Annotated in this window: 9 protein-coding genes and 2 pseudogenes; 7 read left to right on the top strand and 4 right to left on the bottom strand. The window is 49.7% G+C overall.

Features of this window, described 5'->3' with window-relative positions; all coding sequences use genetic code 11:
* Positions 1-783 carry a ParA family protein gene (locus AB5542_RS15835; protein ID WP_005680384.1) on the bottom strand — a complete coding sequence of 261 codons (783 nt, stop codon included), beginning with the start codon at positions 781-783 and terminating at the stop codon, positions 1-3.
* Positions 784-1356: 573 nt separating this feature from the next.
* Here AB5542_RS15835 and mobA point away from each other — a divergent pair.
* The 5 genes and pseudogenes from mobA to AB5542_RS15810 all read left to right on the top strand — a co-directional run.
* Entirely contained in the window at positions 1357-1779 is a 423-nt protein-coding gene (mobA, locus tag AB5542_RS15830; protein WP_004326106.1) for a conjugal transfer protein MobA, read from the top strand.
* Positions 1764-3032, top strand: coding sequence for a conjugal transfer protein MobB (gene mobB / locus AB5542_RS15825; protein WP_005785964.1), 1269 nt, complete (start codon positions 1764-1766; stop codon positions 3030-3032). The genes mobA and mobB overlap by 16 nt, the downstream gene beginning before the upstream one ends.
* A 19-nt stretch (positions 3033-3051) precedes the next feature.
* Positions 3052-4041: pseudogene (locus tag AB5542_RS15820) on the top strand (YWFCY domain-containing protein); the annotation flags it as partial.
* A gap of 565 nt (positions 4042-4606) precedes the next feature.
* The gene (ltrA, locus tag AB5542_RS15815) at positions 4607-6412 is read left to right on the top strand and encodes a group II intron reverse transcriptase/maturase (protein ID WP_368243201.1); all 1806 of its coding nucleotides are present in this window, start codon (positions 4607-4609) and stop codon (positions 6410-6412) included.
* Positions 6413-6530: 118 nt separating this feature from the next.
* A pseudogene (locus AB5542_RS15810) lies at positions 6531-7550 on the top strand (TraM recognition domain-containing protein); the annotation flags it as partial.
* A gap of 43 nt (positions 7551-7593) precedes the next feature.
* Here AB5542_RS15810 and AB5542_RS15805 read toward each other — a convergent pair.
* Positions 7594-8610 carry a nucleotidyl transferase AbiEii/AbiGii toxin family protein gene (locus AB5542_RS15805; RefSeq protein ID WP_130061749.1) on the bottom strand — a complete coding sequence of 339 codons (1017 nt, stop codon included), beginning with the start codon at positions 8608-8610 and terminating at the stop codon, positions 7594-7596.
* A 9-nt stretch (positions 8611-8619) separates the two neighbouring features.
* Positions 8620-9321, bottom strand: coding sequence for a DUF6088 family protein (locus AB5542_RS15800; RefSeq protein WP_004326102.1), 702 nt, complete (start codon positions 9319-9321; stop codon positions 8620-8622).
* 544 nt (positions 9322-9865) lie between these two features.
* Between AB5542_RS15800 and AB5542_RS15795 the strand changes: the two genes are divergently transcribed.
* Positions 9866-11182, top strand: coding sequence for a DUF3945 domain-containing protein (locus AB5542_RS15795; RefSeq protein WP_004326101.1), 1317 nt, complete (start codon positions 9866-9868; stop codon positions 11180-11182).
* Positions 11183-11208: 26 nt separating this feature from the next.
* Entirely contained in the window at positions 11209-13296 is a 2088-nt protein-coding gene (gene topB, locus AB5542_RS15790) for a type IA DNA topoisomerase (protein WP_202194286.1), read from the top strand.
* A 97-nt stretch (positions 13297-13393) separates the two neighbouring features.
* Here the strand turns inward: topB and AB5542_RS15785 are convergent, their stop codons facing one another.
* Positions 13394-13912, bottom strand: coding sequence for a dihydrofolate reductase family protein (locus tag AB5542_RS15785; RefSeq protein ID WP_004326099.1), 519 nt, complete (start codon positions 13910-13912; stop codon positions 13394-13396).
* Between the last annotated feature and the right edge of the window lie 477 nt (positions 13913-14389).

The raw sequence follows: 14389 nt of genomic DNA, 5'->3' as shown, positions 1-14389 counted from the left end.
TCATTGTAATTTGATGTAGTACGTTATTTCGGTTATCAGTTCTTCCAAGTTGCTTCCCCTTACCAGCGGGCGGCTGGCGGGAAAGAGCGTGGAGCGGAACACCGCCTTTTTATCTGCCACCAGTTCCTTTTTGTAGCGTTTGGTATCGGGGATAAAGGTTTTCATCAGCGGCAGTTCCAGTTCCTTAATGGTTTTGTCATAGGCGGTGTAAAGGTCTGTTTTCTCCCTACCGTCCACCATGTTCCAAAAGAGGTACAGCCCGGCAAGTCGGCAGGCTTCATTCCTCACCAATAGCTTTTGGATAGCCATTGCAAACGACAGGCTGCTTTCCAGCACCACCTTGTCGGCTGAAATGGGGGTGAAAATGTAGTCCATGCCTGCAAGGGAGTTTATCACGCCCTCGCTGTTCACCGTGCCGGGCAGGTCGAAAAACACAATATCCGGCACGTGTCCGGCGGCTATATGTCCGTCAGCCGTTGCAATCGCCTTTTCGGGCGAACTGCATAGCACCGGGTAGGCTTTCTTCCCCAGCCGGGTAAACTGTTCATACGCCATTCGCTTGTAATCTTCATCCGCCCCGACCTGCTCGGCATCCCGCTTTCGCATCCCGGCAATGGAGTGTTGCGGGTAGTCGCAATCGACCACCGCCACATCGTAGCCTTTGAGGTAGTAGAGGTAACTCGCCGCCAGCACGGTAAAGGTGGTTTTGCCGACCCCGCCCTTTTGTGTGGAAAAGGCGACATAAAGGGGTGTTTTCTCGTTTTCCATATTGCTTCCGTTCATTATTGGTTGATAGATTTATTTATTGCTTTCAATCAATCCAGCCATATAGCTTTCTTTGTTTCCATATTGCAATCTTGAAAGATTGTTTTATTTCAATCTTGTTTTCTTGCTTTCATTTTTTCTTGGAATATTGAAATCCTGCAATCACATTTTCTTGAAATCATGCTTTCAATCATTCTTTCCTGATTGGAATATTTCTTTCAATCTTGCTTTCAATCTTGAAATCCGATACAAAAAAAAGGAGAAAAAACGTCCCCTGAAAACCTTGTCCCGATTTGTCCTTTGTTGTCCCGATTTGTCCACCAACCACCTATTTTACAGCATTATAAATCACCGTTACTTTGCAGCGGAGTAACGAACCGCTGGGGGCAGGGATGTAAAACCGGGCAGGTTAATGGCTGGGCTTTCCGTTTCACGCTAACCCCAATCCGTCCGTGACGGATTTTGAATTTCGTCAGAAATTAGCAAGGTGTGTTTTGTATGCTACAAAACCGTTTTCCGTGCCTGAAAACGCCTTGCCCCTTGCGGGGGTAAAAATCACTCCGAAGTCGTAATTTTTTAATCCAAAGAAGTATGGAAACAAGAAGAACCAACAAGGGCGGTCGCCCCGCCCTCGCAGACCCGGCGAAGCATCGCCATGTCCTTTACCTGAACGACCGGGAGAACGCCCGCTTCCTCTCGCAGTGGGAGCAGTCGGGCGTCACGAGCAAGTCCCGTTTCATCGCCGCACGGTTGTTCGGCGAGCCGTTCCGGGTGGTGAAAGTGGACAAATCGGCAGTAGAATATTGCGCCCGGCTGACCGAATTTTATGCACAATTCAGAGCCGTGGCGGTCAATTACAACCAAGTTGTAAAGGCGTTGCACAGCAACTTTTCGGAGAAAAAGGCACTGGCTTTTCTCTATAAACTGGAGAAAGCGACCACTGAATTATCTATGTTAAACCGTCAGGTTATCGACCTGACAAACAAGTGCAAGGAACTATGGTTGCCAAAATAAGCACGGGCGGCAATATGTTCGGCGCACTGGCTTACAATCAAAACAAGGTGGACAGCGGGGAAGCAAAGGTGCTTTTTTCCAACCGGATGCTGTTGAGCGAGGACGGGAATTTCTCTATCGGCGAGTGTATGCGCAGCTTTGAAATGCAGATGCCCGTCCAGCTATCCACCAAGAAGCCGATACTTCATATTTCCATAAACCCGCACCCGGAAGACGTGCTGACCGACCAGCAGCTTTCCGACATCGCCAAAGAGTATATGCGGAAGTTGGGCTATGGCGACCAGCCTTATTTGGTGTACAAGCATACCGACATCGACCGCCACCACATCCACATCGTGGGGTTGCGGGTGGACGAGAACGGCAGACCGCTGAATGACAGGTTCGAGCATCGGCGCAGCAAGCAAATCACCCGTGAACTGGAGAAGAAATACAACCTGCACCCGGCAGAGCGAAAGGAACGTGCCGAACGCCCGGAACTTAAAAAGGTGGACTATGCCGCCGGGGACGTGAAGCACCAAATCGGCAATACCGTGAAAGCGGCTTGCTATGGCTACCGCTTCCAGTCGTTCGGGGAGTACAAGGCTTTGCTTGCCGCTTACAACGTGTGCGCCGAGGAAGTCAAGGGTGAAGTGAATGGCAAGCCCTATCAGGGCATTGTCTATTCCGCCATGAACGACAAGGGCGAAAAGGCGGGCAACCCGGTAAAGGCTTCCCGCATCGGCAAGTCGGTGGGCTATGAAGCGGTGCGGCGCAGAATGGAGAAATCGGGCGAAGCAATCAGGAACGGGAAACTGAAAGAGCGCACCCGGAAGATTGTAGCCACTGCCATGCAGACCGCCCGCAGCCGCAAGGAACTGGAACAGCAGCTAAGGAAGCAGAGTATTGACGTGGTATTCCGTCAGAATGACAGCGGGCGCATCTATGGCGTTACGTTCATCGACCACGACAGCCGGGTGGTGCTGAACGGTTCACGCTTGGGCAAGGAGTATTCGGCGAACGTGTTCAACGAACGTTTTTCGGGCGAAACCGGAAAGATGCACCAGCCCGAAGTGTCAGCACCGCAGCAAGACCAGCCCACGCATCAGGAACAGCCGGGCTTCACGCCGGAAGCCGACATCGTTTCGGGCGTGGCTTCCGTGCTGGGTGCGTTCGGCGGATTGCTGGGCGGCGGTGCATCAGGCGGTGACGAGCCGCAGGACACCGCCCGCCAAAAGAGAAAGAAGAAAAAGAAGCGTACAAGGCGCATCGACTAACTTAAAAAACATTACAATCATGCAACAGGAAGATGATTTGAGAGGGCTTGCAAGGGTCATGGACTTTATGCGGGCTGTCAGTATTCTATTCGTGGGAATAAACGTGTACTGGTTCTGTTACTCCACCCTGAAAGAGTGGGGAGTGACGTTTGAGGTGATAGACAAGATACTGTGGAACTTCCAGCGCACCACCGGGCTGTTCTCGTCCGTCCTTTGGACAAAACTATTTTCGGTGGTGTTCCTCGCCCTGTCGTGTATCGGCACTAAGGGCGTGAAAGAGGAAAAGATAACGTGGGCGAAGATACATTGCAGCCTTGCGGCGGGTGTCGTGTTGTTTTTCCTGAACTGGTGGTTGCTGGAACTTCCGTTGCCACACACGGCGGATGCCGTGTTTTATATCGCCACGCTGTCGGCGGGCTATATCTGTATGCTCATGGCGGGTACATGGATGTCCCGGCTGTTGAAGAACAACCTAATGGATGATGTCTTTAATACCGAGAACGAAAGTTTCCAACAGGAAACAAGGCTTATCGAGAACGAGTATTCCGTAAATCTGCCTACCCGGTTCTACTATAAGAAGAAATGGAATAATGGCTGGATAAATGTCGTGAACCCGTTCCGTGCCAGTCTTGTACTGGGAACACCGGGCAGCGGTAAGTCGTATGCGGTGGTAAACAGCTACATAAAACAGCAAATCGAGAAAGGTTTTGCGCTTTACTGTTATGATTACAAATTCCCTGACCTTTCGGAAATCGCTTACAATCACCTGCTTAATCACTTGGACGGCTACAAGGTAAAGCCCAAATTCTATATTATCAATTTTGACGACCCCCGCAAGAGCCACCGATGCAACCCGATAAACGCCAGCTTCATGTCGGACATTGCGGATGCCTACGAAGCCAGCTACACGATTATGCTTAACCTCAATCGAAGTTGGATAAGCAAGCAGGGCGATTTCTTCGTGGAAAGCCCGATTATCCTGCTTGCAGCCATTATTTGGTACTTGCGGTGCGCCCATAAGGCGGTGTAATAAATATCTATTTAGCAATAGATTAGGTTAGAGTTCTATGAAAATAAGACCTACTGTCATCCGACTTATCCCAGAGGGAAACCCGAGGGGGAGTGTAGCATGTCGGAGAAGCCATAAGTCAGCCAACTGCCACGCTGCGACTGAATGGCAAGACAGAAAGACGGACATGAGGATGAAGCCTGAACTGGTTGAACAACAATCCAGTGGCACATACCAGGGCTGTGGCGGAAGGCAGTTACCAACGCCATATCGCATGTACCCCAGCAAGTGTTTAGGTTGTATGGGGCAAAGAACTGACTGCGACACGTCTGCAATAAGCAGATTAACAGACGAACGTTGCATCCGACAGTCTGTCATGCTTGTTATTACACCCGCTAAATGGGGATTGCCTAAACCGAAACGCCGAAAGGCTATAGAAGTCGTTCTTGAATATTCGGCATGGCAACGGAGCTTCCGTAGTAGTCCGAGCAGGGTAATGCCCTGCACATGGCGAAGGGAAGCAGTTATATAATCAATATAATCAAAGGAAAATGTGAGAGACATTATGAGAAATCCAAAGAATGTATTGAACAACTTGGTGAAACACAGCAATGTATCGGGCTATAAGTTCGAACGGTTGTATCGTATTCTATTCAATGAACAGATGTTCTATACCGCCTACCAGCGAATCTATGCCAAACAGGGCAATATGACCGCTGGGACAGACGGCAAGACAGTTGACGAAATGAGTATTCAGAGAATAGAAAATCTAATCTCCAAGCTTAGAGACGAAAGTTACAAACCCAACCCAGCCAAAAGGGTCTATATCCCTAAGAAGAACGGAAAGAAACGCCCGTTGGGCATCCCGTCTTTTGAAGACAAGTTGGTGCAGGAAGTGGTACACATGATACTGGAAGCCATATACGAGGGAAGTTTTGAAAATACCTCACATGGATTTAGACCACGTAGGAGTTGCCAAACTGCATTAAACCAAATTCAAGATACGTTTCTCGGAACAAAATGGTTTATAGAGGGGGACATAAAAGGCTTCTTCGACAACATAGACCATAACGTTCTGATTGGCATACTCGAAGAACGCATAGCGGACGAGAGGTTCATAAGGCTCATCCGTAAATTTCTGAACGCTGGGTATATTGAAAATTGGAAATACAGACACACGTACAGTGGAACTCCGCAAGGCGGCATCATTAGTCCCATACTGGCTAATATTTACCTTGACAAGTTCGACAAGTACATGGAGGAATACGCCCAATCTTTCAATAAAGGCGCAAGCAGAAGATTGGATAAGGATTACCGTCGGATTAAAGACCGTAAGAACAAGCTGGAAAAGAAACTAAAATCCGAAACCGATACAAAGGTACGGAAAGACCTTATTGATAAAATCAAAGGGTATTACCGACAGATGCAACAAATGCCTTGTGTCATGGAAATGGATGAAGAGTACAAACGGTTGAAATATGTCAGATACGCAGACGATTTCTTGATTGGGGTTGTCGGCAGCCATGAAGAATGTGGGCAAATCAAAGCGAATATCACACAATTCATGAAAGATAAGCTGAAACTTGAACTGTCGGCAGAGAAAACGCTTATAACCCAAGCACAAGAAAAAGCTAAATTTCTGGGATATGAAATAACCGTACGCAACTCCAAAGCCACCAAGAGAGATAAGAATGGAGTGCTCAAAAGAATGTTCAACCGCAAGGTTGTACTTCTACTCCCGAGAGAGGTGGTCAAGAACAAGTTGATTGACTACAAAGCCATAAGGGTTATACAAACCAATGGCAAGGAGGATTGGAAGCCAAAGGCACGCAGTTATATGATGAACTGCAAACCGGAGGATATTGTAGCCCAATTCAATAAGGAGATAAGAGGATTCTACAATTATTACTCGATAGCGAACAATGTATCTACTCTTTGCAAAAGGTTCGGTTATATTATGGAATACAGTATGTACAAAAGCATCGCCAAAAAGCAAAGCAGCAGTGTACGGAAGATTAAAAAGAAATACTCGAAAGACAAAGACTTTGTAATCAGTTACACGGATGCAAAAGGGCAATGCAAATGCCGTGTGTTCTATAATGAGGGTTTCAAGAGAAAAGACGCTCAATGTGATGCTAAATGCGACATAATGCCAAACACCAATTTTCTGCCAGCCTCAAGTCTTGTTGAGAGACTAAAGGCGGAACAGTGCGAGGTATGCGGAGCGCATGGCAAAACGGTGATGCACCATGTTCGTGCTTTGATAGACTTGACAGGCAAGAACGAATGGGAACGCATCATGCTCAAAATGCACCGCAAAACATTGGCAGTCTGTCCAGAATGTAATGCTAAAATACATGGCAATGTATAACACTAAGTTGAATTATAACGGAGAGCCGTGTACATGGAGACATGTAAGCACGGTTCGGGGGCAGGCTCTCGGAAACCTACCGCAGAAATGCGGCAAGGCGTCGAGTGCCGAGCCTACCATTTATCAGGGCGGCAGGTATTGCACGTTCCCCCATGCCATTGAACTATTGAACAAGAAATACGCCGATGTATTCACTATTTTGCGCAGTTATCCCGAACTGGAAAACTACCTTTCGCCGTTCGTAGATGCTTGGGAATCAGACGCTCAAGAGCAGTTGCAGGGTCAAATAGCAAGTGCGAAAATCCCGCTTTCAAGGATGATTTCACCCGCTCTTTACTGGGTAATGACAGGTGATGATTTCTCGCTGGACATCAACAACCCGAAAGAGCCTAAAATACTGGTTGTCGGCAACAATCCCGACCGTCAGAACATCTATTCGGCGGCACTGGGATTATATAACAGTAGAATAGTGAAGCTGATAAACAAGAAAGGTCAGCTTAAAAGTTCGGTGATAATAGATGAATTACCCACTATCTATTTTCGTGGGCTTGACAATCTGATTGCAACCGCACGAAGCAACAAGGTAGCGGTTCTGCTGGGCTTTCAGGATTACAGCCAGCTTACCCGTGACTATGGGGACAAGGAAAGCCGTGTGATACAAAATACTGTGGGCAACGTGTTCAGCGGTCAGGTGGTCGGTGAAACGGCAAAAATACTGTCGGAGCGTTTCGGAAAGGTGTTGCAGAAACGGCAGAGCATGACAATCAACCAGCGGGAGAAGTCCACCTCGATAAGTACCCAAATGGACAGCCTGATACCCGCCAGCAAAATATCCAACCTCACGCAAGGCATGTTCGTGGGTGCTGTGGCGGACAATTTCGATGAACGGATAGAGCAAAAGATTTTCCACTGTGAAATCGTGGTGGACAATGAAAAGGTGAAGCGGGAAACCGCCCGTTACGTGAAGCTGCCGCAGATAATCGACTTCACCGACAAGGACGGCAACGACCGGATGCAGGAAGAGATACAAGCCAATTATGACCGCATCCGTCAGGAAGTCCGGCAGATTGTCGAGGACGAGATAACCCGGATTAAGAATGACCCGGAGCTATGCCACTTGATTAAGGAGGAAGAATAGCTGTATATAATAATGTATGGAGTGAAGAACAGCCGATGTAGCTTTACGGTTGTTCTTCATTTTGCTTTTTGGTGCGGTAGGCTTCAAAACGCACTAATATTTCGTGCAGGTTCTTCAATGCTTCCACAGCCTTGCCTATCGGCGGCATCTTGCTTTTGTCGAAAGTCAGTTTCTTCAAATCGGTAGTGTACGCCGTAGCCACTTCGGGCAACGCCATGACCGCTTCGGCATCCTTGAATATCGGTGCATCAGCCAGCGACAAGTGCGAACGGGAGTTTTTATTTAGTCCGTCCTCTATCGTCACCCGGTACATGGCATCCAAGAAATCTTCCGAATGTAGGTAATCGTTATATTCCTGATTGTGGTAGAGTGCCGACAAGTCGTAAACGTCACGGATATGCTTTGCCAACAGTGCGGCTGCATCCTCATTGTAAGACAGCTTTACCAGCCTTGAAACCTTGTCGCAGATAGTCTTTCGGGGGTTGATACATTGCGTTTCAAAACTTCCCAGCCCGTAGGTGCTTATCAGTTCCTCTTGCCCGATGCTTTCAAGAAAGGCGGTCACAATCGGTTTGATAACCCGCTTGTCCGCCGGGTAGAACATCAGTTTTTTGTCCGGCAGGTCACAGGATTTTATCTCTACTTCCAAATGCTCTTTAAGTCCCACGCCTTGAAATACATTGTCATACGAGAAATACAGTTTACGGTAATTACCGCCCGTTTCCGACAAATCTTCCTTGTATATGTCACTATTGAGTTCGGCTATGTATTTGGAAAGTTTCTTGTTCAATGTCTTTTCCGCCTGCTTGGACGCACCTTTATCACCCGTGAACACGAACAAGTCCAAATCTTCCGAGAAACGTTCTATCAGCCCGTAGGCTTTGGAAAGTGAAGTTCCGCCTTTGAAGTAGGTCTTATCCGCATATTCGGACATGGAAATATCCCGCAGTATCTTCGATACCCAGTAATCCTTTTCCACGTGCGACTGCTCGTAGCTGAAATGTTCAGCCGCCAGTGCGATGATTTCCTTGAACGCTTCCTTGTCCGAATGTAAATTCATATTTCTGTCCTATGCCGTTTTATAATCCAAGTTGAACCGTGTCGTGGGAAGAATGGTCTTTGCCATTTCTGTTTGCAATACGGTTTGTCTGATGTCGCCCAATATGTCCGCCACCACCTTTCTGACACGTGGCGGGTAACTTTTCGCCAAAGATACGATTTTTTCCAGTTCCGGCAGGCTGTACCCGTTAAAATATTGGCTTTTGACCCGGTTGTAGATGTCCTGCCCGGTTGTTCCGGGTATGCGCTTCATGTCCTTTATCGCATCGAGCAGCCGCAAGTACGGGACAAGGCTTTCATCCGGGTAGTCCATGCAGTAGGCTTTCACGCACTCTATATCCAAGTTCTTGAAACGGAAACGGCGAACCGGGTTAGGAGTGGCTATCGTTATGGTTGTGGCAACCTGTTCGGTCAGCCCCATTTTGTTATAGATGTAAGCCCCCGTGATATAGCCGTTCAGTTTTTCAGTCAGGTAGCGGAACTGTTCATCCTGATAGACAGGCAGCTTTCCCAGCCCCAGCACTGATTTCTTGGGACGGTAGTACGCCCCCTTTTCAACCCGTACCAGTACCCCTTTGCGGCTCTGTTCGGAAAGTAGCACCGCAACATTGGCAGTCTTTTCCATTTCAAACGACAAATCCCGGAACGTGAATATACGCCCGGTATCTATCCGTTCAATCTGCCCAAGTATCTCTTTCCTGAATGAAGCCATATTTATGTCCTTTGTTTCTATCTGCAAAGATAGTATATTATGTAATCACCTGCAAAAACATAACAAAGATTTTGCCGAAGATGTTTTCTTTTTGTCGTGTCACCTGATAATAGGAGAATAACGGAAACTCAATCAAAGGCTTGCCAAACGCTTCACAAACGTTCCAAAAATAAGCTGTATTTCAGTATTAATTTTGATATGTAGCTCATTATTAGTCTATTGATAAAATAGCAAACGTTCCATAAACGTTTCACAAACGCTTCACAAATGGCTCGCAAGCATAATGTAAATTTTAATAAGTTGTTGATTATAAGGCATAAGGTTTATGATTAAATGGCTCACCCCAAGAGAGTGATTAACTTCGCTCTCTTTTTTATGCCTGTTTCCAATTCTCCAACCGTCAGTTGGAGATTTACTCCACCCGGACAATTTCAGACAGTGCAGGACAAATTCGGACAGTCCTTGCCGCCCGTCCAAATATAGCATATTTAGTCGCTACCTTTGGGCGGGACTATTCCCGTAACCACTAAAATTCCAATTATTTATGGCAAACAGAATGACCCCGCCCGTAGAGGGGCAGGAAAAAGACGTGCTGCTGGTCTTGGATAAACAGCAGGGAAAGGTGAGTGCCGTTAAGGGTATCGACAAGGAGGGCAATTTGCAGACCGTGCCGCCGACACAGGGCGGCGAGTTCATGCAGGTGGACAAGAACAGCGATGTGTTCAGCAATTTCATTTCCAATTTCTTCCGCAAGTTTCAGGACACTTCCGGGCTGGAACTGTTCAGCGTCAAGGCTTCCGAAGTGGAGCAAAACGCAAAGGCAATCGAGGACAACCACCGCAACCCGACACCGGAGGGCGGCAAGCGGGCTGAAATGTTACGAGTTCCGAAGCCCGACTTCCACGAGTTCAAGCAGGGCTACCGCTTCGACCCGGCAAAAATCGACTGGGAGAACCTGAAAAAAGTCGGCATCACCGCCGACACCCTGAAAAACACGAGGGACTTCGACCGGGTGATGCGTGGCTACAAGTCTCGCAACACTTACACTGTTTCGGGGACGGTGGGCGGCTTCTACCTCAAACCTACCGATGTCAAGCTCTCTTTCTATCAGGCAAAGGACGGCACGGTAGTACCCAAGCTGCACGGCGTGCAGCAGGACGAGAAACTGTTGCAACGCCCGTTCCATGAACACGAGTTCACCAAGCAGGAACAGGGCAACTTGCAAGGCACTGGCAACTTGGGCGGCATCGCTGAAATCAAAGACCCGAAAAGCGGCGAGCAAATCCCCGTGTTCGTCAGCCGGGACAGGTACACGCACGAGCTAGAGTATATGCGGGCTGACAAGTGGAAATGCCCCGATACAATCTGTAACGTGCAAGTCAGCCCGGAACAGAAAGCCGCCTTTGAAGCCGGGCAAGCGGTGAAAATGGAAAACCTGCAATTCAGGGACGGCACGAAGCGCAGTGCCTATTTGCAGGTCAGCGCAGTGGAGCGTGGCTTGGAGTTCCTGCCGAGGTCTGCCGTCCAGTTCTTGCAGCAGGGACAGCAGCCCGGAGAGCAGCAGGTAGCCGGGTTAAAGGACGGCAAGGGCGTTGAGTTCAACGGTCATGTACAGCCCGGCGCACAGGGCAAATCCCCCGACAAGGTGCAGCCGAAAGACGTTACCCCCGCCGCCGAGAGCCGGACGCAGGTAGCGGTCAATTCCGGGGGCAAGACCAACGAAGCCACCAAGCAGGGCAAAGAGCCGTTGAAACAGGGTCAGGACAAGCCCACCGCCAAGCAGAAAGAGAAGCAGGAGAAAGCGCAGGACAAGAGCCTGAAAGCTGACAAGCCCAAGAAGTCCAGAGGAATGAAAATGTAATATCCACCATTAAAAAGTAAAGAATTATGATTGCATTGATAGCAGAGAAGCCCAGCGTGGCAAAGGACATCGCCCGCATCATCGGTGCGACCGGGCGTAATGACGGTTATCTTTCCGGCAACGGGTATATGGTGACATGGGCGTTCGGCCACTTAATCCAGCTTGCCATGCCGGAAGCTTACGGCGTGGCGAACTTCCGCAGGGAGAGCCTGCCCATACTGCCGCCCGATTTCCAGCTAATCCCCCGTCAGGTGAAAGCGGAGAAAGGGTACAAGGCAGACCCCGGCGTGCTGAAACAGTTGAAAGTGATAAAGGAAGTGTTCGACCAGTGCGACCGGATTATTGTCGCCACCGATGCCGGACGTGAGGGTGAGTTAATCTTCCGCTATATCTTCCATTACCTGAACTGCCGGAAACCATTTGTGCGCCTGTGGATAAGCAGCCTTACCGACAAGGCAATCCGTGAGGGGCTGGATAACTTGCAGCCGGGAGAGCGTTACGATAACCTCTACCTCTCTGCCAAGTCCCGCAGCGAAGCGGACTGGCTGATAGGGATAAACGCCACCCAAGCGTTGAGCGTTGCCGCCGGGCAGGGGGTGTTCTCGCTGGGCAGGGTGCAGACACCCACGCTCGTGATGATATGCAGCCGCTATTTGGAGAACAAGAATTTCGTACCCGCCAAGTTTTGGCAACTCAAAGCGGCGACTGCCAGCGGGGGAATAAATTTTACCGCCCAATCGACCGCCAAGTGGGAACAGCAGCCCGAAGCCATAGCCGCCCTGCAACGGGTAAAGGATACCGGGCAACTTGTGGTTAAATCCGTTGAGAGGAAAGAAGCCTGCCAAGAACCGCCGCTTTTGTACGACCTTACCACGCTGCAAAAGGAAGCGAACACGAAGCTGAACTTCTCGGCTGACAAGACGCTTTCCATAGCGCAAAGCCTGTATGAAAAGAAAGTGATGTCCTACCCGAGAACCGGAAGCCGCTATATTCCGGAGGACGTTTTCGATGAAATGCCGGAACGTGTCGCCCTGCTGGGGCAATACTCCCGCTTTGCCGGGTATGCCGCCGGGCTGGACGGCACACCCCTGAACCGCCGCAGCGTGAATGACGGCAAAGTGACCGACCACCACGCCTTAATCATTACCGAGAACCTGCCCGGCGAACTTTCCAAAGACGAGCGGGCGGTTTACGAGCTGGTAGCCGGGCGTATGCTGGAAGCCTTTTCGGGCAAGTGCGTGAAAGACGTTACCACCGCCTTGCTGTCAGGGGGAGATACCGACTTCACGGTGAAAGGGTCTGTGATGAAAGAAGCCGGGTGGCGTGCCGTGTTCGGCGAGCAGGAAACGGGCGGGGATGAAGAAGCCGCCAGCCTGCCGCCACTCCAAGAGGGAGAATATTTGCCACTCTCCGGCGTGGATCTGCTCGAAAAGCAGACCAAGCCGAAACCGCTGCACACGGAAAGCAGCCTGTTGTCGGCAATGGAGAACGCAGGCAGGGAACTGGAAGATGCCGAACTGAAAGCCAGCCTGAAAGATGCCGGGATAGGCACGCCCGCCACCCGTGCGGCGATTATCGAAACGCTGTTCGCCCGCCAGTACATCGTGCGTGAGAAGAAGAACCTTGTGCCTACCGACAAGGGGCTTGCCGTTTATGGGATTGTCAGGGACAAGAAGATTGCCGATGTCGAAATGACGGGCATGTGGGAAACCGCCCTTGCCAAGATAGAAGCGGGCAGCATGGATGCCGACACGTTCCGGAAGGGCATCGAGGTGTACGCAACGCAAATCACCGCAGAACTGCTATCGGTGCAGCTATCTGTCGCTACTGGTGAAACCTGCCCCTGCCCGAAATGCGGCAGCGGGCGCATCCTGTTCTACCCGAAAGTGGCGAAGTGTTCCAACGTGGACTGCACGCTTACCATATTCCGCAACAAGTGCGACAAGCAGCTTTCCGACAAGCAGATTGTCGAGCTGGCGACAAAACGCAAGACCGGGCTAATCAAGGGCTTCAAGGGCAAGAACGGCAAGGCTTTCGATGCTTCGCTGGTACTGGACGAGCAGTTCAATGTCGGTTTTTCATTCCCCGAAAAGAAAGCGAAACCGAAGAAATAGCCTATCTTTGCCGCTGAAATTTCATTGTGATAGGTTTTACAGCTTATAATAATTGAAATTTTAGTGGTTGCGCCCGGAGGGAAACCGGGCGCATTTTTTATATGTTCCCGCCAAACAGGTAGGTCGAACAGACCACCCCGTTATCCAGCACCCTGCTTTCCGAGAGCTTCCACAGCGAGCCGGATGTTTCCCCGACAAAACCGATGCCTTTGCCCGCCATGACCGGGACGGTGTAGATTGTCAGGCTGTCCAGCAGTCCGGCTTTAATCAATGAAGTAAGCAGCTTGCCGCCACCCACCACCAGCATGTCGGTTTCCTGTTTCAGTTCATAGACCCTTTGCAGCGGTTCTTCGGTCAGGAACTCCACCCCGCAGTCCGGTGTAACGTTGGTGTCGTAGTGTGACACCACAAAAGACCGTTTGCTTTTGTGCGGCCACCCGCCCCAGTGTTCAAAGATGTAGTTGTAGGTGTTCGCCCCCATAAGCAGGCAGCTTGCGGCGGCGTGTTCCCTTGCCGCCAGTTCCTTGACCTCACGGGGCATCCAGTCCAGTTCATAGTCCGGCGTGGCGGTATGCCCGTCCAGCGATACGGCGATGTGCGCTTTGATTTGTTCCATATTGTCAGGTATTAAAGTGATATAAATCCCTACTGTCTTGGCACGTTAGCCGCCACCCCAAAAAGAAAGCGTGGCATGACGCTGTTTCAAAGTAGAGGTACTGGCATACCCAAATGTGGAAACAGTGCAGCCACGCTATGACAAACGCATAGCATATCCTGCGCTGAATATCCCCACATTTTGAAAAGTGCCAGTTTTCTACTTTGGGACGTTCGGCGAACGTATATGTTATATATAAAGGCAATATTCCGGCAACCGCCGTCCAACTGCCGTTACTTTTCCGTGTAACTTCTGCAAAGTTAAGCAAATACCCTGAAAAAATCACGTGCAAACAGAAAAATCCTGCCGTGTTATCACAACAGGGCAGGATACAAGCACCTAAAAATACACAAGTTCAGCCCATACGCCTACGGGCAGCTTGCGTTCCTTTGAAGATTATATGAACCGATGACAAAACAGCTTTGGTTCGCCGTGTCT

This window comes from Butyricimonas sp. RTP31003st1_G1_RTP31003_210430 (assembly GCF_040920905.1).
Lineage (GTDB): Bacteria > Bacteroidota > Bacteroidia > Bacteroidales > Marinifilaceae > Butyricimonas > Butyricimonas paravirosa.
The sequence above is the reverse complement of the archived record's forward strand: the minus strand, read 5'-3'. Positions and strand labels throughout refer to the sequence as shown.